Source organism: Carboxylicivirga longa, assembly GCF_050589825.1.
Classification (GTDB): Bacteria; Bacteroidota; Bacteroidia; order Bacteroidales; family Marinilabiliaceae; genus Carboxylicivirga; species Carboxylicivirga longa.
This window is the reverse complement of record NZ_JBNGOZ010000015.1, coordinates 60,407-83,213: the sequence shown is the minus strand read 5'-3', so window position 1 is coordinate 83,213 and position 22,807 is coordinate 60,407. Positions and strand designations below refer to the sequence as shown.

Here is a 22,807-nt window from a genome sequence, read left to right as displayed (position 1 = left end):
TTATGAAAGTATTAGTAATAGCAAGCCTTTTCACGGCATTTATAGCGTTGGTAGTTTATCTTACCTCAATCATAGCGGTTCATGGCATCCGCAAATCAATTTCCGATAGTAATTACTTTCTACGCAAACCCTACAAACTTGTATTTGAGATAGTGATGTGGGTTTGTGGACTGGCCATCATCATAACAGGTCTTTTTATTAAAGAATCTGCTGATTGGTGGGTTATCGGAGGCGGTATCGGAATCTTTTTAGTGGGTGTATTCTCCGACTTTAAACGAAATCTGTTTATCCGTATTGCTCACTATGTATCGGCAATTGGCGGATTTACACTCCTTGGATTAAGCTATTATTTCAGTTTCGGAAATATCGAATACACCATCATCATCGCTATTTCGGCTTTGATTGCAACAGGCTTTGCCGATAAGCGAATTTGGTGTTTGGAGCTGACAATGGCAGCAGAGATATTCATTGGACTTTTCTATTTAGCTCACACAATCATGTAGTTCTGGTTTGTTCATGGATAAAAAGGGCTACATATCAAGGATTCGTGAGGATTTAAAAGGCGGACGTAAGCACTCTAAAACCACTATTGAAAGCATTGCCAAAAGCTTCGGTATCGCTAATAAGAACTTGGTGAAAGAATTTACCGAACTGGCAATAATCCTAAACGCAAGAGAGATAGCACACAACAGTTCGCTAACCACTTACGAAAAATACCTTGATATTGTAGCCCTGTATCACTCACAGGTTAACCTCTCCATGCGTACAAGCATGAGTGTGTTGATGCAGCAATATTCCACTCCGGCACCCATCTCGTTCCTGGCATCGAGTTATATCTTAAAATCAGGTAGCTTATCAGGCTACAAAGCTTTTAAGAATATTGTAAAAGGAAGCACTAAAGGCAAAATTGTCGGCAATGCACACCTTACCAATGACAAAACCGACTTTCCAAAGTATTTAGAGCCATCGGCAGGGAACGGACTTTTAACCATTGCTTTACCTTATCACTATACCCATGTTAACGAGCTAGACGATGTAAGGCTTGCCAACCTGAAAGAACAACCTTTCGCAAAGGTCAGCTCTTGGGATGCTTTAAAACCTCCGGCAGCTTATGACAGAAGTTTTGATGGTATAGTTACGAATCCGCCATTTGGTTCACTTTCTCAACCTGAACTTTTTGGAAAGTTTAAAATCAAACGATTAGAACATGCAATGGCATTAAACGCTTTGCGTTGCATGAAGGATGACGGTAAAGCTGCCATTATCATAGGTGGTCATACTACTTGGGACGAACACGGTCGGGTTACGGCAGGTACTAACCGCATTTTCCTGAATTACCTCTATCACTTTTACAACGTTGAAGATATTATCCCGATTAATGGCAAAAAGTTGTACTCCAGACAAGGAACTTCAATCAACACCCGATTGATTTTGATTGATGGAGCAAAAGCAGTTCCCGATGGAGCAGCTCCGCTTAAAAATAAATTACACAGCACCGTTGTCAATACCCATGAAGAACTTTGGGACAGAGTTCAACTTCAACCATCTCCAGAAATACTTACGAAAATCAACCAGAACATTGCCAGATTGAGAGCAAAAGCAATTCTCATAAAACAGAAGCAGCATGAAACAAGCAATATCATTTAGCAAAAGCAGCATTACCATAAAGTTTGGTAGCGTTCCGCCAAAACATATATCGGCACGGCTTATTGAATTGGGTTTTAAAACCAACAACAACAACAACAAAAGCTTTGTCCGCACCAAAAAGCTGGCTCAAAATGAACATGAGTATTAACAAGGGATGTTCGGCCATAAAGGATTGGGCATGGCATATATCCCGACAGCCGAAAAAGGTTTTATCCTGGATACAACTGTTCCCGATTCAATGGGTCACGAAATGCACATCGCTATCCGAAAAGTAAAGAAAAGTATCGGAATGCCTTTGTTTGACTATGTTGCAGAGAAACTCGATTACAGCAATGACGAGCTTGTCAAGTCGCTTTCGTGCGAACAGATTGATGCAGTATCATTGGCAATTTACAATATCGAAAAGCGTGGCCAGGGAATCATTGTTGGCGACCAAACAGGAATTGGTAAAGGTAGAACCGCAGCAGCTTTAATCCGCTATGGTGTTAAAAGCGGTTTGCAACCTGTGTTCTTATCCGAAAAGCCGAACTTATTTACTGACTTGTATCGTGACTTATCGGACATTGGTAGCTCTGCCCTGGTACCGTTTATCGTTAACACCAAAGAGAGCAAAACCAATGTAAAGGACAAAAGCGGTGAAGTCATTTATACAGCTCCCGAAAAACCTACACAAGAAAGGATTATCAAGGGTAAGAAAGTACCCAACAATTACAACTTTGTTTGTGCCACTTATTCGCAGTTCAATCAGCCGAAAAAGCCAGCCAAACAAGAGTTTTTAAATGCTGCAAGTAGCGGTAATATCATCATAATGGACGAAGCTCATAATGCTTCGGGTAGTTCCAATACAGGTGAGTTTATGCAAGATGTGTTAAGGCAAACCAAAGGCGTTTGTTTCTTATCTGCAACCTTTGCCAAACGACCTGATAATATGCCGATTTACGCTCAAAAGACTTCAATGAGCGATGCTAATATGAGCAAAGAGGACTTGGTAGAAGCCATCACCAAAGGCGGTGTGGCTTTACAGGAAGTATTAGCAGCCCAATTAGTTTCAGAGGGGCAAATGATTAGGCGTGAACGCTCTTTTGAAGGTGTGGAAGTAAACTATATCGAGCTGAAAGAAAAAGCCAAAGAGCAAGCTGAAACTGCCGACAAGATTACCTCAATCATCCGTGATATTATCGGGTTCCAGGAGAAGTACATTAACAAACAGGTTGATGAGCTAGATAAGATTGCAGCAGCCGAAAGTAAAGAGGTTGAAACACGCAAAGGAACTGAAAAAGCCGGGGTTGATAATATTCCGTATTTCTCAAAAGTCTTCAACGTCATCAATCAATTACTCTTTAGCCTGAACGCTGCCGATGTTGCCGACCATGCCATAAACAGGTTAAAAGAAGGTAAGAAACCTATCATTGCTTTTGCCTCCACAATGGGGAGCTTTTTAGAAGGAATGGCAAAACCCGATGATGTGATAAACGGAGACTTCTCAACCGTTTTGGAAAAGGGGTTGGATTCAGTTCTTCGTTATACCGAAAAGGATATTGATGGAGAATCACAGGGTAAACAATTCAATATTGCCGATTTATCCGAAGATGCTCAATTGGCTTACTATGATATTATCAGGCGAATCGAACAGGCTTCAACAGGAATTACTATCAGCCCTCTGGACCTTATTATCCAAAAGATAAAAGAAGCCGGCTATTCAGTTGGTGAGGTTACAGGTCGAAAACTTTGTGTCCAGTACAATTCCACCAAGGCAAAGAATACAACCGCTTTGGTGATGAGCCGAAAAAAGGAAAATACAGCCGATTTATTCCGACAGTTTAATGACAATGAAATTGATTGTTTGCTTATCAATCAAAGTGGTTCAACAGGAGCTTCGGCACATGCCATTGTTACGGATAAGGTGCCAGCAGAAAAAGTGAAGCAACGTGTGATGGTGATACTCCAACCTGAACTGAATATCAATACAGAGATTCAAAAGCGTGGACGTATCAACCGAACAGGGCAGATAATGAAACCGATTTACGATTACATTATTTCGTCTATTCCTGCACAAAAGCGGTTTATGATGATGCTCAAAAAGAAGCTGAAATCATTGGATGCCAATACCACCTCCAACCAGAAAAGCAGTAAATCACAATTAGAATCGGATGACTTTCTGAATAAATACGGTGACAAAGTGGTTCGCCAATATATGTTGGAAAATGAGGAACTAAACAAAGCCCTGGATAACCCACTCAAATTTGAAGGAAAAGACAGCGATGAAACCCCATCCGAAGGTGATGCTTCAAAAGTAACAGGTCGAGTGGCTGTTTTATCGGTTAAGGAACAAGAGAAATTTTATCAGGAAGTCATTGAGCGATACAACGACTATGTGGAGTATCTCAAGCAAGCCGATGAGTACGACCTTGAAGTGGAAGTCCTGAACCTAAAAGCAGAATCACTTGAAAAGCGTGTTGTGATTGCCGGAAAAGGTGGGCGTTCGGTTTTTGGTAATGATACTTTTTTGGAAAAATGCGAATGTAACGTACTTAAAAAGCCGTATGGCAAAGCTGAATTGGAGAAGCTTATTCAAAAACAATTAAGCGGTAAACACCCCGATAGCATTTCTGAAGAAATAGTTTCAGCTCACGAGAAATTTGTGCAAAACAAGTTATCTGAGGATTTAAAAGCGTTGGAGGATAAATACAAAGAGCTTTTTAATGGTATTACCGATGAGAAAGGCTATCAGAAAATTCCGGTATATGACAAAGCAGCCCAAAGAGATTATGTCGCTGAAAGAACCGAAGAAATTGAAGAAGGAAAACAAGCCGAGATTACCAAGACCAAAACACAAAGCGAGAACCGTAAACGCTACTTGAACAACTTTTTCAAGTTCTTTAAAGTCGGTCATGGTTATTTCTATCCGGCAGTCAGTTTTGAAACCGATAGCAGTTCCAATTCTTATTGCGTGTTTCTTGGTTTCGACATTAACCCAAAGCGCAAGAATCCTTATGCTCCGTCATCGGTGAAGCTTCGCTTTGCCATTTCAGACAGCCGTAAATACATCGTTCTCCCTGCATCGGGTGATACCGCCAAAGAAATTGAGCGTGTAATGAGCCGTAGTATGCAGCTTACCACAGGACAAAAAGAAAGCTTGATTGAGCGTTGGGATGAAGCTATTAAAGACTTCACCGCCGACCGACAAATCCGCTATATCGTAACAGGAAACATACTTCAAGGCTCTGCCGATTTTCCCGGTAAGTTGGTAAGCTTTACCACTAAAGGCAGAGGTGTTCAGAAAGGAATATTAATGAGTGAAGCATGGTCGCCTGACAATAACAATAATAAGGCAGACAACTATGTTGTAGCTCCAATAGCCAAACTGCAAAAGCACATTATGAGCCTTCGCAATGGAGCTACCATTGCCACCGAAAACAGGATTACAATAGCCAGGCATTATGATGGCACTTTTAAGGTCATCATGCCGAAAACCAAAACGCATATTCCCATTTACACCGATAAAGAAGTGGTGAAACTTCTGGTTAATAATCGGGATGGTTTTGAAATGGTTTCGGGCAATATGAGGGCTTCGGTTGAAGAAAGCAAGATGACCAAACTGCTTAATCTACTTGGAGAGCGATTCAGCCTTTCGGTTAAAATTCCACGCCATTATTACGATGAGTTTTTGGATAAGGGAACAAAGCGAGGCAATTCAACTGATAGCCTTACCAATGAAGCAATGAAGATGTTTGAGCAGGACAAAAAGGAATTTCCCAAACGACTGGCCAAACAAAAGCAATCCGCACCGAAAGGAAAGAAAATTAGCATTGACAAGGGTAAGCAATTGACACTTGTAAAGCTTAGGGCAAAGGCAATACTGATTAAGCAGAAACAGCTTCGGGCAGTTGCCGGGCTTGGTACTCATCCTAAAATCAAGACCATACTATGACCGAGAAGGAGTTTTATAAAAAGTACAAAGCCATCCATAAGGATATTCGCACTAAAGGAAAATCAAAGGCTTCCATCTTATCCAATGGTTTTAAAGAGGGCGTTAATGTCAATGCTTTGCCCATCTATAAAGGTTTTGAGAAAGCAACCGATATTATTGCCACTCGCTACAAACCGAGAAAGGGTGACTTCGTTTGGATTCTACCCAAACAAGGCTTCATTGAAGGTCGCAATGGCTACAAAACAAAGCAAGGTTACAAACCTAATCCCAATGATGGTTTCTTTATTATCAGCGATGATTGGTCATTATACGAAAACTACTGCGCCAACTTAGCAACTCCCAATGATGACCTTGGGGATATTGATACGGAAGTCGAAAAGGCTTTGCAGGAGAAGCAAAAGAACCGGGAATTTAAAGATGCCGGAAAGCGTGTTCATGGTTCCAGGAAAGAACAAGCCATGTACAACAAGCTTATCAGCAGTAGCGATTTAAACAGCATCGAACAGGATGAAGCAACCGCTATCGAGCTAATTAAAAAAGATAAGGTATTTCCAAAGGTTGACCCACAGGCAGAAAAAGAAAATGGAACGGATTCAGGTTGTGCCTTTTTGAAAGTAAAGGTTCGTCAGGCATTTCCTGCTAAGCCACATGCCAACACCAAAGAAGCCAGGGAACAATATGTGAAAATGGCAGAAGCTTTTGCAAGTGTTCTCAATGATGCTATTTCAATCACGGATTTACAGCAGCTCGATACCATTGCCAATAGTGGTGAGATTGTGGGCAAGCATGATTTTGGAATGATATTCGGTAAGGCACTTCGCAATATTGTCTTTACCATTAAGGGCTATCGGACAACATCTGCGGTCAAGGAAACTTACATGAAAGCCCATCAATATTCAGGTATCACAAAAGAACAGGCAGCTCCACATGCTAAGAGGTTGAAAGAGTACACCGACAAACGGATAAAACGCCAACAGGATTGTATTGATTCTGCTAAGCAAATTCTTTCTCCTGCCGATATGAAACGCCACAAGCAAAATGACCTGACTTTTCAGGGAGGTATGTTGAGCAGCGTTCGGACTGTGGAGGACTATGTAAGGTATGTTACTCAGGTTTGCACACGATTTATCAATGATGCAAAAAGAGAATACGATGAGCAAAAAGAACGATTCCCATACAAGGAATTTAAACCAGATTGGAGCTGGGCAGAAATAAAGAAAACAAGCAAATCTAAAAGTAGCAGCAAGCCAAAGATAGAAGCCGTACCGCTATCATACATCAAGCGTACAGGCGGTTTATTGATTGAGGAAGCGGATGAAAATACGGTTATCAAGAAGCTGCATTTTAAATCGCTCACATTAGGAAACTATGTGAAGGATGATGAAGCGAGGGAACACATTCGTCACTTTGTTGCAGCCATCGTTGATTTATGTGAGGTTCTTGACATCAACCTATCCATAAACGAAGCCCTGGCTATTGCTTTCGGTGCGTTTGGTCGTGGAGGTAAGGCAATGGCGACTTATTATCCAACACGCCAGCTCATCAACCTGACCAAACGAAACGGTGATGGCTCGGTAGCCCATGAGTGGGGACATTTCTTTGACCACTACTTGAATGGCTTGGAATTATCAACCAAACCGCTACGTTCAGAAAGTTATCTGAATACCATCATTGAAAGTTTAGGGTATCGTAAGAAGTATTTCATTGGTGGTAATTCTTCGCCAACAAAAGATTGGTTCAAGGATATTTTAAAGACCTCCATTAAGAAGGTTGTACCAACATTTCAGGAAAGGCAATCGGTGGTGCATACAAGTATCGTTTCGCTAATTCTAATGCTCCGCTTTGGTTATTATGCTTTGGAAGATAAAGCAGTTAGCTACAATGATTTTGACGAAACAAAGAAACGCAGAACCGACAGCTACCTGTATCACTACTCCAAACTTCAAGGTGCTTATTGGAAAGATATTGCCGAGATGTTTGCCCGAAGCTTCGAGTGCTATGTGTACGACAAGCTAAAGGAAAAGAACCGGGTAAATAACTACCTGGTATCAGGTGGTATGTTTTCTCATCCTGTTTATCCGCAAGGTCAGGAACGCATTTACATCAACAAGTGCTTTGATAACCTGATTTATGCCATCAAAGAGCATTTATCCATAAAATCATTTGAGCCATTTACCGATAAACGAGCCGATGAATACATCGACCTAACCGAAAAAGGCAGCGTGAACAAAGGTGTAATAGTGGGCAAAGAGCGCAAACTGAAACTTGCCAAAATCAGGGCTAAAGCAATTCGCATTAAACAGAAACAAGCCCTTGCGAAGGGCAGCGAATAATAAATAGTGTACTAAAAACTTAATATCAGATAGTATGAAATTAACAATCAAAAATTACAAGGAAGCCACCAAAAATATTGACTTCAAAAAGTTGCCGGAAGCAGCACAGGAAGCACATAAAGAGTTCGATTCATTTGCCGATTTCTACAATGAGGATAAGGACATTAAAGAGATGTTGGATAATCATTTCAAAATCGTTGAACCTTACCTAAAGGATTCAGAAAAGAAAAGCCCTGCACCTAAGAAATCACCAGTGAAGAAAAAGACTACCTCGTCACAAAAATCAACAAAATATGTGACCAAGAAAGCTGCTCCAAAACGGACAGCCACCAAGAAAACAGCAGCACCCAAAAAAGCACAACGAAAACCCATAGAGGTTGATTTGATGCCGTTGGAGATTAAAGTAATCAGGCGTTATCTGAACTTCCACAATAAGAAGGTATCTGAACGTCAGGTATCGCTTTTGTACAAGGTGATTCAAAAGGCTGCTACCGAAAAGACCATTCGCAAAACAAGTAAGTATGCTTCTGAAATTAAAAGCATCAGCAATGACCTTATCAAGACTTACAAGGATATGAATGGTACTTGCAAGTTTGAAGTTCCGGATTCCTTATACACGAAGCTGAAAAAGATTGTGGATGATTATGGTGTTACTCCGGCAGTTGCATTGATTAAAAGGTTTATCAATCTGTATGGTAATATCACAAAGGCAAAAGCCCAACGCTTGCTTACCTCAGTTACCAACTCACTGAAAAATGGTAAGGTTGACAAATCCGACAAGGAATTTGAACAGGTGAAAAACGTTCAAAAGCATTTGCACGATTATCTGGAGAGCGACAAACTGCTTGTTACCAATGTTCAGTTAAAAGGGCTACAAGGCATTGCCGGATTGGGAAAGTAAATGCCACTACTTCCATGCCCAAAAGTAGTGGCTCTCAAAACAGGGCATTCAATCCCGGCACCACAAGAACCGCAGTCATCGCATCCGACCAGGTTGTTTTGGCAAACGACCTTGCCAAGATGAATTTTAAGACCATCTCAATCAGGGGAAAGTTCGGTAGGCTATTAGGTAAGCTGTATATCCCATTCTATATAATGATTTACGGCTCACGCTTTCACGGCAAAAGCACCGTTGCCCTAATGTTTGCCGATGAATTGGTAAAACAACACGGCTATAAAGTCCTGTATGTAGCCAATGAAGAAGGCGCAAAAGGAACAATGCAGGAGAAAGTGGTAAGGCTTGGAATTAACAGTCCGATTGGAATCATCGAGGACTACAATCCAAGATTATTCAAGGATTACGATGTGGTATTTATCGACAGTACACAAACGACCGATATTTCTCACGAGGAATTTAAAGAGCTGAAGAAACAGTTTCCCAACACCTCATTTGTAATCATCAATCAGGCAAACCGAGACGGCAGCTCTAAAGGCGGAACGAAGTGGGAACATATTGTGGATGCCATTATGCACATCGAAAATCAAAGTGCAACGATGGAGAAAAACCGCTTTCCGGAGGGCAGCACAGAAACCATTAAAATCTTTTAGCATGGAAGAAATGACAATAAAATTCTATTGGCTTGTTATCGGTGCTTTCAGTTCGCTTATCGTTGGTGTAGTTTCTTTCATCATCCGCAATGCCATTTCAAAGAATGCCACAAAGGAAACGGTGGATGCTAAAACCGATTTATTAGAAAAGGATATTCAGCACTTGACAAAAGAGCTTGCTTCATGCGAAAACAAGTTTACAGTACTGCATAAACGAATATCTGATTTGAGGGATAGCTCCAAGGAGATATATGTCAGCAAAGAACTATTCCATCAAACCATAAAGCAGCTTAACGAGAAGCTCGATACCATTTTAAAATTTGTAGAGAAATGAAAAAGTTATTTGGAAAGGTAATCAATACCGGAGCTGCGGAAACCTTAAAAGAGGGAACTAAGCTGATTGATGAAATATTCACCACACAAGAAGAAAAGCTCCAGGGGAAAATGGAACTTTTTAAGATGGCAGTTGCCGATAGGAGTTCGGCCAGGGAGATGTATCAGAAAGACAGTTGGCTTCAAAAAGCCTTTGCTATCTTCTTCTTGCTTGCTTGGTGCAGTTTGACTTTCGTAATGCTGAACTACTTCATTTTTGACACCATTCAGCTTGATGATTGGCAAATAGCATTTGTAAGCAGTATCAACGGTGGAATATCCACCAAACTAAGCACCATTATTGACTTTCTTTTTGGTGGTGCAATATCAGGAGTTAACGATGTCAAACTTAAAAACAGACGTAAACAATGAAAACATTCGATGAGTTGTTTGATGGTGTAATCAAACATGAAGGCTATTATGCCAACGTAGAGGGCGACCAAGGTGGAGAAACCTACATGGGTGTTGCCCGGAATTTGCATCCCGATTGGGAAGGATGGCAATACATTGATGCCTATAAAGAAACCTATGGTGAAATACCTTGGAACAAACACATTGACATACCTCAATTGAATTGTATGGTAAAAGAATTTTATTGCCATACATTTTATGAGAAGTTCAGTATTGGCGGTATTTCAAACGGTTCTTTACAAGAAATAATCTTTGATTGGTGTGTCAATAGCGGTCATTGGGGTGCGAGAGGTGTTCAACGTGTTTTAAACCAGTTTTTTGATGCCGACTTAAAGATGGACGGTATTATTGGGAAACAGACCTTATCTGCGATAAATGCTTGTGAACCTAAATTGTTGTTTGTTGCCATTCACAGAGCAAGGGTAAGGTATTATCATTCCATTTCTAAAAAAGGCAAGAATCATTTGTTTTTGGAAGGTTGGTTGAAACGTATTGGAGCTATTGAATATGTAAGTTGATTTCAAAATTGTATTTTTATAATTTAATTAATCACTTAGGTTACATGTCAGAGGTTCTATTAAATATTAATCCTTCCATAACTGATTTGAATTCTGTTGAAGAATGGCTGAAAGATGAGTACAAATTATCAAATGATGGTTTTTATTGCAATTGGAATATTATTCAATCTTCTTTTGAGAAAGAAAAGTTTTTCACACTCCATTTTGAAAAACAATCAATAGGGTTCATATCATGGTCAAATCATGATTATTATGCTGAAATAGATATAATGGAGATACATCCAAAATTCCGTAAAATGGGATTAGGTAAAAAAGCTTTTGAAGCTATTAAGAAATATTTCAAGTCGGAAGGAAAAATAGCTTTAAAGCTATTTTGCGAACCGAGGGAGTCTGAAAAATTTTGGAAGAAAATGGGCTTTATAAAATTCCCAACGAGAGGGTATTCTGAATCAGAACTTACATACTTCATACCATTGATGGAATATAATGCTCCGCACAATAAAGACATTGATTGTGCGGATAAAATTGAACTCTGGAATGTTGAGCCCTATATGAAAGACCGCACAGAACCTAACTGGATATGGGATGCTAAACTATCATGTACGGAACTTTTGTTTCCAATTCTATATCCTTGCAACCCAAATTGGAACATACGATGGTCAAGGAATGGAAAAACAATTATTGAAGATAAGGTGAAATATTTCTCACGTATGAATCCCATAGATTTCGACCCATTTATTTATATTAATAAACTACAAAAAGAATAATACTAAAACCGAAAAAAAGTAAAGCTTTATCTTTTGTTTGCTATTATTCTTTTAGAGCTTTGTTCAATTCAAGTTCATAGGTTTCAATTAGTAGTTTATTTAACTTATCAAATTTCTGTAGTCGAGAAATTCCATCTTTCAGTTTTTCAATTGCATATTTTTTAGAGAAATCATCCATTTCTTCCTTATCATCAAAGGAAATTTTTAAATCAACCAATTTACTTATTATACTAGAATCAGCACTTTCAGGCATGTTAACCGCATTATCAATCCATTCTTTAGTTCTTTCATTCGCTGCCTTGTTTGCAGCTTGACCTAAAGCAAATTCGATCCAAATTTTTGCTGTTTTATCTATTTCTTTGGCAATATTTGTCCAGTCCTTTACTGATTCATAGTCTAAATTATTCTTCTCAAAATCATCCAACTGGTTTTCAGGGATACTATTGAAAAACAAAGGGTGTTCTCTTTCCATATTTAGTTTTGATAAAAACTCAATAATGGGTTCAAAATTTTGAAATGGTCTATTACCAGAAGGAAGAGAATTGCGATGTTCCCAAAGTTTTAATATTATCTCAAAGCATTCCTTATTAAGGGTGGCTTTTTCCTGACCCTCTGACTGTTCTGCTAATGTAATCTTTTCTGCAAGGTAATGAGCCATCCATCGGGAAAATGTATCTACACCAGGTTCCAATTTAAGTTCTTTTACAAAAAGCTTACCCAAGTTTATAATTTGCTCTTGTTGTTTTAAGTTCTCCATCTGATGATAGTAAAAATAATTTTTGTTTAGGTTTCGAGTATTCATACTTTTCATCTCGCTCCCTGTATTTGTAACTTATTTCTCTTTTTATTTCAACTTCAATTATTAAATAACAATTATATTCTAAACACAAATGCTTTAAAAAACGTAATGATATTTGTAATCTATTTCCAGCCTGGTTTGGTTCTTCACTAATAGTATCTCTATGGCTACTCCATACTTCGGATACTAAAATTGAGTTTGTCTCTTCTGGAAAACAAACGGTTCCATCATCTTTTACTGTCAATCCTGTTTTATTAATAATATCACTTCCAATTGAATATGAGGGATAGCTTAAATTATCTGCATATGGGTCATACTCATCTATTCTTACTGAAACTGATTTGTCAGTAATCCAACCGATTAACACAAAAGGTGTTGAATTTATTTCCATATTGCCCTCTTCATAATCTGGTAATTTATAGTCATAAGGGTCACTGCATGTTTCTAAAGCTCTCATCAAGGCATGTGCAGATTCCTTGGATACTAATGCTGAAGTTATAGAAATAGTTTCATCATGCTCACCTTCGACCTCCTCCCAGCCGCCTCGCACATTTAACCATTGTTCACCATCCTTTTCAATAAGTAAAGCATCTAGATAATCTTGTTCTAAAATATTAGTTCTCCAATCTTTATTTTTATTTAAAAAAATCCATTGAGGTCTTTTTATTGGAACAGATCCTCGGTAATCCGATAACCATTTACCGTTATCACAAGTTAAAAAATGTCTATTAAGCCATTCACCCCATTCATCATCATACCAGTCTCTTTTAGAAACAACAGGCATTTTTTTTAGAAGTTTTGATGCTGCGACTAACATTGAATGGTAGGATAAATAGAAATCAAGATTATCTGTTCTCGGATAATTTCCATGGTCGTGCCAAGTTTCTCGTTCTTGGGAATATCTATTCCATATAGATACTCTAGGGTCATTATTGTAGCCACTTTTATCCTTAATACCCCATTCATTAATTATAACATGGGCAGCAATATCTTCAACCTGTTTTCCAGGGATACCGAATACATTACCTAATGGCTCATACCAATACCTATCAAAATCCCATCCAAAATGAAATTCATATTCTGTACTAACTTCATTATTTTGATGCCAGTAACTATCCTTATTCTCATTGTAAGCGATTTCATCAATCGGCATTTTGCTAACACCAATTTCATTTAACTTTTCCAATACTGAATTATCAAAATCACTTTTACCAGAATTAGCAATACAAATGGCAATCTCCGCTGATTTTTTTTGAATAATAATATGCTCTTCTTCTAAAGCATTCTGAATAAATATATCCTTGTATGTTATAAGTAACTCAGGTTGGTCAAGAGCAACTCTTGCTAATGCAATTAAGAGAAATTGTTTTGCATGAAGATTATAAAATGGGAATTTGATATTTCCAAAAGCCTCCACTTTATTTAGTTGCATCCATTGTATCAACTCATCAATTATTTCTGTACAACCGAATTTTGACAACATTCTAACAGAATGTGCCGCATTCCAACGTTCTGATGAACGAGGTGAGCCAAGGGCTGACCATATGAAACCAGCTATACTTTTGTTGGTGTTATGCGAAGTTGACAACCAGTCGCTCCACTCTCCATCGCCGAAATCACTTTCAATATGCAACTCAAATCTTGTTAAAGCATAATCTAGTAATTCAGTAGATTGTTCAGGTTTAATCAAAGGAACAACAACACATGGAAAACCAAAGAACATCTCAGCATTGGAAAACTCGTAACCATTTGCTAAACCTTCAAAAATACCCTCCTTTAAAATGTTAACCTCGTGTCCATGAAGTTTAAAGTCTTCAATAAAATATTTAAATCCATATAAAGTTACCAGCTCATGTGAAAATTTACTTCCTAATCGTTTTATTATATCAGGCCATTTCTTTTTAAAGCTTACTTTACTTACCCAGTTCTTTGGAAGTGAATCGAAGAGTGATTTAATCTCAAAACGATTTAAATCAGATAAAAATAAAATATCAATAAACTTCCAATAATCTGTCTCATTTATTCTTGATAAACATTTTTTGAAAAAAGTATCAACGCTTCTATAGTGTTGCTTTTTTGATTCAATGTTAAACCGCTGAAAACAATTTTCAAATTCCTCATTATTAAGAATGTTAGATGTGCCAAAAATATCCTCCCAATTTATTTTACTTTCAGTATCGTTGGAATTTGAGCTTCTTTTATGATTTTTTGATTTTAGTGAGGTTACAACATTGCTTTGATGTGAATGCAAAATACTTTCCACATTATTATTCTTAATATTCTGCTCTATTGCCATCTGTTGCATTTCTTTCCAGCAACCATGTGATGCACCTTCAATTTGGAGCAAATAAACAGCATCAGCAAATATGGCTTGCTTTACTTTAGAATCATTTTCCTGCTGTAAACATATCTTTAATAAACCTGGAAGATTGTGATAAGAAAAGAACCTTGCTAGTGACCAACAAACAGAAGAAGAAATCTTACTTGATTTAATTAATTCAGTTAATAATGCTTCTAATTGATATTCAAACCTCCCAATATCTCTGTCTCGCCATCTGCTTAATGCAGAAATACCAGCACCATCTGACATTCTGGTACAAATTGATATTGCTTCACTTCTGTTCCAATATTTTTCGCGAGCAACATATTCTCCAACTACTTCAGCACATCGAATAAATCGGTAAGCTAATTCTTCGTTAATATCCTTTCCAATAGAGGCTTGTTTTGCAATAGCCACAACAGCTTCCCATCTTCTAACAATTTCATCTCCAAATTTTGATACAATATCAATAGCTTCTTCAAAGTAAACACTTGCATCATCAGTTGCTTCATTTAGTACTGCACGAGTAAGACTAATATATCTTTCAGCTATTTCTTCTGGTCCATCATCTTTGATACTTTTAATTCTTTTGTATGCATCCTGCTCTAGTTCATGTTTGATATGTGATAAATGCGACAATCTAAACGATGCTCTTACAAGACCTATATGATTAGAAATCCATAGATGTTTGTTGCCTTTGATATATGAATGATAAAAGCCATTTATTTCATTGATGCCTTTATCATTAATTAATAACAAGATTGATGAGTTTAAAGAGGCTATCTCATAGGGCAATGTGTCATTTTGGCGATACCTATTTGACCGAGCACTGTTTGATTTATCATTCGCTACTTTTATAGCATCTTCAAAATCAATTTTCTGATTACTTAATAGCTTCGCTTTAAGAAAGTACCAGGGAAATAGTCCATTGATTATCTCCTTGAATTCCTTTATGTCATCGTCTTGTCTATTATTCTTTTTATTTTCCTTTGCTAAAAGATTCTCAGGTATAATTTCATCAAAGTTTACTTCATTTCTGTTTTGCAATAAAGTTTGAATTGCCAGCGACTTTAGATAAACTGTACGTTCGTGATGTTGATATCCACTATATACAGTTTGAGTAGCACGTTCTGGTATGTAATACTTTAGTACGTTCAGCATTTGAGTTGTTGGTAAGCCTCTAAACAGACATGCCTCTATAAATGCCACAATTGCTGGAGTAATAATATCGTTATGTTCGTAATAACCAACTTTCTTAATTCTGGATTTTGAGTTATTTAGTAACTGTAAACAGTTCTCGATATACTCTTTTTGAGGGTATTTTCCAATAACTACAAGTTCACTAACTATTGCAACAGTATAATAAGGTTCCTTAGTACATGTTTTTAGAAAAGTATTTATTTTCTCAAAACTTCCAATATCTACTAATCTTCGGATTAAACTCCTAACAATACCGAAAATATAGCCTTTAGATGTGAAACGATTCAAGAATGCAATACAATCATTAACACCATGAATGTTTAAATATGCATATGCAATCTCCAATATGTCGCCATCTTCAATATTAATTTGATGGAATTGTTCTTCACTGTTACGGCGTTCTTCATAGAATATCTGCATCCAATTTACGGCAGCTCTTAGATAACCTCTTGCTTCGCCCTTAAATTCTTTTATTCCTGACAATAACGAGGCAGTATATACATTTTCAGAACCATTCCAACTACTACTTAATAATCGCTTAAATGCAATTTCTTGAACCTTTTGCTTGTCTTGGAGCAATACAAGAAGGTCGATATTATCTTGAAAAAGACTAAGTTGCCTTTGGTTTCCAGCAACCTCTTCTCCGGACCTCAATGCAATTTTTATTGCATCCTCATACTTTTTTTCCCTTAGAGCTGCTCTAAAAGCAAATTGCAGCCTGTAAACTCGAACATTCCTCTCATCTATTGGATTGTCTTCAGGTAAATAATCATCGGAAAGAGCTATACTAATTAGCTTGTCATATTGTTCAGCCTGAAGGTATAGGTGTGGTAACACTTCTGAAATATATGTTGATTGTTCAGCTAACGGCTCAAGTATTGATATATAGGTTTCAAAATTTCCTTTTGTTGCTAAATAAGTTTTCCTAAACCATGTTTCTGTTGGTTCATCTCTGAATTGAACAGACTCATCTGACAACCATAAAGAACGACCAATATCTGAAACAAAACTTTTAATCTCTGCAATTGAAACGCCTGATGCTTTTGCCAATATTTTTATTGGAATATGAGGTGGTAAACTGGCTAAGCCTAAACAGATTGCATTTACTTGTTTTTGAAAGATATCAGATAATGAATCTTTTAATCTTGAAACTGCTGTATTTAATTGAAGCTCTATCTGGTCTTCAACTGTCATTCCAGAAGGTCCTATTTGCTCCAAAAGTTCAGAAACTGTTGATGCTTTAATATCTAAAGCGTTTGCTTGAACTCTAGGATTTCCACTAGTTAAACGATGAAACTCTAAGCCATCTTGCTCATTCGCCTTCGGAAATTTCCTTTTTAAATTTAGATGAGATTCATCTTTTGTAAATGGTTTTAAACCAAACTGAGAAATAGAGGACGGTGGTTTTAGCAAATGTATTCTTTCGGTTCTGCATAGTAAAACTAATTTACATCCATCGGGGATATGCTCGCGAAGAAGCTCATTTGCAAAACAAGGATGACTAAATTCTTGAGCTGCCATTTCTGCATTATCCGCTGCATCAATCAATATAAAAAGAGAAGCTGAATCTTGCACCTTCCTTAAAGCTTTTACTGAACATTCTATTCTCAATAAAAACTTTTTCATAATATCACTATCTAGTGAAGTGTCTTGAACTAGCAAAGGGTCACATAATCCTTTAACAGCAAGTTCATTTACAATTTGCACCAATGCATCTCTGTGTCGATGTCTTGACTCACTTCTGTTGCGATATCTTCCTGCCCCAAAGCAATCATATGCTATACCTGCTGAATTAGAAGGCAAAGAATTTATTAATTGACGGCAAAAAACTGATTTACCGACACCTCCAGGAGCATGTATTATAACAGGATTTATTGAGCTTAAAACATTTTGTTTTAAGTTTCCATATTGTTCAATCTCTATAATATTTTCTGCTTTTTCCCAAATAGGAGGAGCAGGAAATAAATCCTTCTCAGAAGATATTTTAAAACGTTTTAAAATATCTTCTTTACAAATTAAACCATTAGAATGAGGAAGAACTTTCTCACTAACCAATGAAACAATACTTTCAAGTTGTGCATTATCGACAGCACCAGTTATAAGTTGAGAGATCTCTGTCCGCAATTCATTCTTTTGAATGTTATAATCACCTTCACTGTCATCAAGCTGTAATACACTGCAAAAAAGGGCTAATCTATGGTCAGTTAGTTTCGTGTATTTTTCTAAGGTTTTTTTAAACCTATTATTTACTTGTTCCTTATCGGCTAATAATTGTATATTCTTCTTAAAAGATGAACTAATAGGTCTATTGGTAACAATTACAAATGAAGAGTTCAACTTATTTTTATTCTTACGGTGTTGAGAATACCTTTCAGAAAAACCTTCCAATGTTCCTTGCAAATCACTTAATGTAAAAGGTATATCTTTTTGAACAGTTGTATGTTTTAATTGATAGTATTTTACACAGTCACTATAATATTCAGATACATCAATAACATACTCTCCTTTCTTCTCAGACTCCTTTGAGCCTTCAATCACAACATCTATTAATGATGTATTGGGGTAAATTAAATTTAAACATCTTCTTGCAGCCCATCTATAGTGAAAAATGTCACCTGCTCTTGAATATCCTACTAACTCATTTTGCATCTAATATTATTCTTATACCAATATTTTTATAACCAGAGAATATAATAACAAAAATAAGTTATCAACAATTTAATTTATATTTTTTTGAATATTTTTTCCTTATGTGTATGGTAAATTGTATTAACACTACCTCAAAGCGAATCATCATACACTCCTGTCTATCATACATTTACAAAGTCATAAGAAGATCTATTTACGGTTGATTGTATGAGTAGTGGCAGATTGCGTGGTAATTTCCTGTTAAACCTCTGCGCAGTTTGATCGGGCTACAATCCTTGATATTTAGATCTTTCCCTGCCATTACTTATACAAAATGTTAGCCATAGGATTTAATTATCTTTTCAATAAAAATATCTTTTCAGCTTTAAAAATTGTTTTTCAAACAAATGATAAGAAGTTACACTAATCGCGATTGTGATAAATAAAGATGATATTCCTAATACATACCAATTAGAAAATGATATATATTTAAAAATCTGAATTAGTAACAGAATTATTATAGTATGATACAAATATAATCCATAAGTGTAAATACCTAACTTACTAAACCATATATTGTCATTGATATGAATAGAATTATTTCCTAATGTAAATAGTATAGTAATTGAAAATAGAAGTCCTAAGATAAAAGGGGATAAAAAATCAATCGATACTAGGTTAGTATTTGGTAAGATGAATATGGTGGCAACAGTAAGAACTAGAAAGGTATACTTAAAATATATTGGTATTTTTTCCACATAAGCGATGTAACTCTTCTTATGCATCAAAATATATGCAGGTATTGCACCGAAAGCAAAATAATCTAAATGTGATAATATATCAATATGACCTAATCCAAAATAAGAATAAATTAGTCGTGCAATATTTGCAATGATAATACTGAATATAATAAGAAGAGGAATTTTTTTAATAGAGATAAAATAAAGTAACACTCCCCACAGAATGTAAAAGTGTTCTTCTATGCATAGTGACCACATAACTCTTAAAGGCGCTCCGTCTGGAAATGTATTAGTCATCATCATCTTATAATTTTCACCGAAGAATATTGATGTCAATAAATGTGGCTTGTATCCTTCATTTTCAAAAGGCAGATTGAGAGCATTTAGTATATATGGTGATAAATAAGCAAATCCTATCATAAGATAAAATAATGGCCAAATCCTCAATATTCGCCTTGAAAAAAAATTCTTAAGGGAAATTGTCTTTTTATGTTCTTTTTCATACAACAAAATATAAGTAATTAAAAAACCACTTAATACAAAAAAGAATGTTACTCCAATCCCCCCACTTTTAAGGAAAAAATCAATATACACTACTCCAGTTTTTGGTAAGTGGAGAAAAAAAACCAAGAGAAAAGAAAAAAATCTTAATGCATCAAATGTATGAAAGTGTTTTCTACTCATATAATTAGTAATGTTCAGTTTTTATCTTATGGCTAACGGTTGGTACATGTTGTCGGGGCGGATTTCGGAGAGCGTTCCTGTCCGGTAGGACACGGAACTGCGATGCGAGCCCCGAAGCCTCGGGGCGCAGTTGGCGTACCACCTAACCCCGCCCTGCAATATGTACTTTGTTACCAACTGGGCTTTATTTTTTCTCATACAGTTTCCGTAGAGTAAAATCCATATCAGTTATATATTCCAAGGTTCTCAATTGTGTGTAAATAAATCCACTACCAATCATCTCTTTACTCTCTTTTTTAAGAAATATCTCTCTACTTAATTCAGCTCTTGGTGTCACCTCTAGAAAAAATACATTGCTATAAATTAGCATTGTATAAAATCCGAAATCATCGATTTGATTTAAAACATTTTCTGGAAAATGAAAACTGATATTATCAATATTTTCTTCCACAAGGTGGACTCCATTATTATCTAAAAAATAAACTGGAAGATTTCCAATATCATAACGGACAAATTTTCTTATTGAATCAAATCTCTTGTCTAATCCGTTTTTTGTTTCTCTGTGATATTCTTGCAAAAAAGTCTCATAAATTCCTTTTTTAAACTGTCTTGTCAAACTCCCAATGAAGTATGGATTTAGTTTAAATGTTTTATTTATAACGATTGTCGATTTTGAATGGTGATATGAAAAATATGTTGATTTGAATGATTTGTAAGTGTCTTTATTTAAATCATTTTTGAGCAATAATCGCATTATATTTAAAATCTCCTTGAATGCTAATTCAACTGACATTGGATATTTTTGAGTCCGGTCAATTTTGCCAAAGAAATGATTACAGTTATCACAAATATCAAATCCAATGTTTGTGGCTCCTAACTTTTTAGAAATCGTATGAGGTTTATTAAAGAACGAAACCTCTGGTTCTTTTTTTAAACACCAGATACATTGTCCTGTCTCTATATATTTCTTTTTCGCCATTCGAGTTCGTTCTTTTTTAGCCTTGTTGGTAACGGTTTGGCGGTATGCAGTGTGGCTTGTGTTGCGCCTGCGGCAAGCCATGGTGTATGACCGCGTGTTGTCTGCTGGTCTTATTTTTAAAAATTATTTTCCATTTTTTATTGCATCTTTTTTACACAATGGACACCATGAACCCCCAATTAACCCATCAACTCGTGCTGACCAAATATGGCCAAATGCACATTCGACTTTAATTTTAGATTTCATGGTTTCATATTTTCCTTGAAGTATTTTTCCTTCATTTATTGATATGACTTTTAGTAACTTTTTTTCATATTTTGTTCTAAAACTTATTTTTTTACAGTCAGGACACCAAGATCCTTTGAATATTGATTCAGGCCTCGCAGACCAAACATGCCCGTGACCGCAAGTTACCAGAACTGGTTGTTTAATACTCTTATAAAAACCTTCAGAAATACGGCCTCCCTTATTTTTCAAAACTTTCAAAAACTTATCTTCATATTCTTTTCTAGTTTTTTCCTTACGCTTAATTTTAGCACAAATTGGACACCACTTACCTTGTGAAACATTTGCAGGTGTTGAATTAAATTCATGACCTTTAGAACATCTCCAGATATGATGACTATGAGCGCCAAGCGATGAATCTGATATAAGTACACCGCCATAAATTTTTGCTATTTTTCTTAATTCTTCAATTTCTTTTGTGGATTGTTTATTTTCTATTTTGGAACAAACAGGGCACCATTGACCTCTATGAATTATATGAGAGGGTGATTTCTTAAATTTGTGTCCATGTTTACATATAAAATCAAGTTTTTCAAAAATTCCTAAATATGATTTAGAAATAAGTTTTCCTCCTTTTTCCAATGCTATTTCTCTGATTGGCTCTAAAGGCTTGTAAATATACGCCCTATTGTAGTCTATGTGCTTCTTTTTAAATGAATCAAGACATTTACTGAGCTCAGAAGATATTTTTAGTTTACTTAACTCATCTAGTATGAATTTTTTAATTTTGTTTATAGGAAGTCTTGTGGGAATCTCAGGTATAGCCAACAATATAATTCCATGACTATTACATAATTCTTTCTTTTTCAAGTCATCATTTATCCGTTTTTTTAATTTTTCGTTATTTGAATAGTGTAATCTTGCGCTGTAATGTTGATCACCTTGGTGTTCAAAAGCTAATTTATATTTTGAGCTGTAGCCATCTAATTCCATTTGGTTACCTAAATCATTTATAAGCCATATAGGATAAGTTTTAGGGAATGCACAATCGAATAGTTCCTCAAAAAATAATCTACAAATCCGCTCGCCTATTCCGCTAGCACAAGTTGGACACCATTGAGCATTTCTTTTTATATCTCCATAGCGTGCTTTCCATGTATGCCCAGCTGCACATTGCCAGAGCATCTTTTCATGCTGATTCTTATAATCGGATTCAAGGCATTTACCTCCTCTACGAATTGCTAACTGTTTGCATTCTAATAAACCACTCCTCTGTCTATTGACACTACATTCTTTACACCATTGATTGTTATGCTTTATGTTTGTTGGTGTCGATTCAAAAATGTGCCCATTTTCGCATTTGAATAGTAGTTTTTTCATCGATCCTTCATAAACTTCAGATAAGCACTCACCTCCTTTCAATTGTGCAATTTCTTTAACTTCTTTTAAGTAAGAATTATTCATCTAACACATTTAGCTATAAAGATTTATTAATATGATATTTTGTTTTACTTCTGACTAACGGTAAAATCCCAAATTCATAAAACCTACAATTTCAACACTATACCATTTTATCGTTTGCTTGAGAAATCAATGGCTCTGGAATAGGGGGAATTGCAGACAACGGTGGCTAGATGAAGCGATTGGCAATTTAACGAAACCCTACCTCCAAAAACTCTCTGAGCCAAATCTTTTATTTGTTATT

General features: G+C 36.3%; 16 protein-coding genes. 11 read left to right on the top strand and 5 right to left on the bottom strand.

Annotation, left to right across the window (positions count from 1 at the left end; all coding sequences use genetic code 11):
- Nucleotides 1–2 precede the first annotated feature (2 nt).
- Genes ACRD7A_RS13575 through ACRD7A_RS13525 form a run of 11 tightly spaced genes read left to right on the top strand, consistent with a single transcriptional unit; the run spans nucleotide 3 to nucleotide 11,527 of the window.
- Nucleotides 3–503 carry a hypothetical protein gene (locus tag ACRD7A_RS13575; RefSeq protein ID WP_430811587.1) on the top strand — a complete coding sequence of 167 codons (501 nt, stop codon included), beginning with the start codon at nucleotides 3–5 and terminating at the stop codon, nucleotides 501–503.
- Between the two features lie 13 nt (nucleotides 504–516).
- The gene (locus ACRD7A_RS13570; RefSeq protein WP_430811588.1) at nucleotides 517–1,647 is read left to right on the top strand and encodes a hypothetical protein; all 1,131 of its coding nucleotides are present in this window, start codon (nucleotides 517–519) and stop codon (nucleotides 1,645–1,647) included.
- On the top strand, nucleotides 1,625–1,795 hold the full coding sequence (locus ACRD7A_RS13565) for a hypothetical protein (RefSeq protein WP_430811589.1): 171 nt from the start codon (nucleotides 1,625–1,627) through the stop codon (nucleotides 1,793–1,795). Before ACRD7A_RS13570 ends, ACRD7A_RS13565 begins: the two co-directional genes overlap by 23 nt.
- 30 nt (nucleotides 1,796–1,825) lie before the next feature.
- Entirely contained in the window at nucleotides 1,826–5,578 is a 3,753-nt protein-coding gene (locus ACRD7A_RS13560) for a strawberry notch-like NTP hydrolase domain-containing protein (protein ID WP_430811590.1), read from the top strand.
- On the top strand, nucleotides 5,575–7,911 hold the full coding sequence (locus tag ACRD7A_RS13555; protein WP_430811591.1) for an LPD1 domain-containing protein: 2,337 nt from the start codon (nucleotides 5,575–5,577) through the stop codon (nucleotides 7,909–7,911). Before ACRD7A_RS13560 ends, ACRD7A_RS13555 begins: the two co-directional genes overlap by 4 nt.
- 34 nt (nucleotides 7,912–7,945) lie before the next feature.
- Nucleotides 7,946–8,812, top strand: coding sequence for a hypothetical protein (locus tag ACRD7A_RS13550; protein ID WP_430811592.1), 867 nt, complete (start codon nucleotides 7,946–7,948; stop codon nucleotides 8,810–8,812).
- Between the two features lie 14 nt (nucleotides 8,813–8,826).
- Nucleotides 8,827–9,459 (top strand): P-loop NTPase family protein, encoded by a 633-nt coding sequence (locus tag ACRD7A_RS13545; RefSeq protein ID WP_430811593.1) that lies wholly within the window; start codon nucleotides 8,827–8,829, stop codon nucleotides 9,457–9,459.
- A 1-nt stretch (nucleotide 9,460) separates the two neighbouring features.
- Nucleotides 9,461–9,793 carry a hypothetical protein gene (locus ACRD7A_RS13540; protein WP_212220934.1) on the top strand — a complete coding sequence of 111 codons (333 nt, stop codon included), beginning with the start codon at nucleotides 9,461–9,463 and terminating at the stop codon, nucleotides 9,791–9,793.
- Nucleotides 9,790–10,203, top strand: a complete 414-nt coding sequence (locus ACRD7A_RS13535) for a hypothetical protein (RefSeq protein WP_430811594.1) — start codon at nucleotides 9,790–9,792, stop codon at nucleotides 10,201–10,203. The genes ACRD7A_RS13540 and ACRD7A_RS13535 overlap by 4 nt, the downstream gene beginning before the upstream one ends.
- Nucleotides 10,200–10,760 carry a glycoside hydrolase family 108 protein gene (locus tag ACRD7A_RS13530; protein WP_430811595.1) on the top strand — a complete coding sequence of 187 codons (561 nt, stop codon included), beginning with the start codon at nucleotides 10,200–10,202 and terminating at the stop codon, nucleotides 10,758–10,760. The genes ACRD7A_RS13535 and ACRD7A_RS13530 overlap by 4 nt, the downstream gene beginning before the upstream one ends.
- Before the next feature lie 44 nt (nucleotides 10,761–10,804).
- On the top strand, nucleotides 10,805–11,527 hold the full coding sequence (locus ACRD7A_RS13525; protein WP_430811596.1) for a GNAT family N-acetyltransferase: 723 nt from the start codon (nucleotides 10,805–10,807) through the stop codon (nucleotides 11,525–11,527).
- A gap of 43 nt (nucleotides 11,528–11,570) precedes the next feature.
- On the opposite strand, the gene ACRD7A_RS13520 is transcribed toward ACRD7A_RS13525, so the two are convergent.
- The 5 genes from ACRD7A_RS13520 to ACRD7A_RS13500 all read right to left on the bottom strand — a co-directional run bounded on the left by ACRD7A_RS13520 (nucleotide 11,571) and on the right by ACRD7A_RS13500 (nucleotide 22,566).
- Nucleotides 11,571–12,284, bottom strand: a complete 714-nt coding sequence (locus tag ACRD7A_RS13520) for a hypothetical protein (RefSeq protein WP_430811597.1) — start codon at nucleotides 12,282–12,284, stop codon at nucleotides 11,571–11,573.
- On the bottom strand, nucleotides 12,241–18,495 hold the full coding sequence (locus tag ACRD7A_RS13515; RefSeq protein ID WP_430811598.1) for a P-loop domain-containing protein: 6,255 nt from the start codon (nucleotides 18,493–18,495) through the stop codon (nucleotides 12,241–12,243). The genes ACRD7A_RS13520 and ACRD7A_RS13515 overlap by 44 nt, the downstream gene beginning before the upstream one ends.
- 341 nt (nucleotides 18,496–18,836) lie before the next feature.
- Nucleotides 18,837–19,898, bottom strand: coding sequence for an acyltransferase family protein (locus tag ACRD7A_RS13510; RefSeq protein ID WP_430811599.1), 1,062 nt, complete (start codon nucleotides 19,896–19,898; stop codon nucleotides 18,837–18,839).
- Nucleotides 19,899–20,082: 184 nt separating this feature from the next.
- On the bottom strand, nucleotides 20,083–20,877 hold the full coding sequence (locus tag ACRD7A_RS13505) for a hypothetical protein (protein ID WP_430811600.1): 795 nt from the start codon (nucleotides 20,875–20,877) through the stop codon (nucleotides 20,083–20,085).
- Nucleotides 20,878–21,000: 123 nt separating this feature from the next.
- A complete protein-coding gene (locus tag ACRD7A_RS13500; RefSeq protein ID WP_430811601.1) occupies nucleotides 21,001–22,566 on the bottom strand; it encodes a zinc-ribbon domain-containing protein in 1,566 nt (521 codons plus the stop codon).
- Nucleotides 22,567–22,807: the final 241 nt, after the last annotated feature.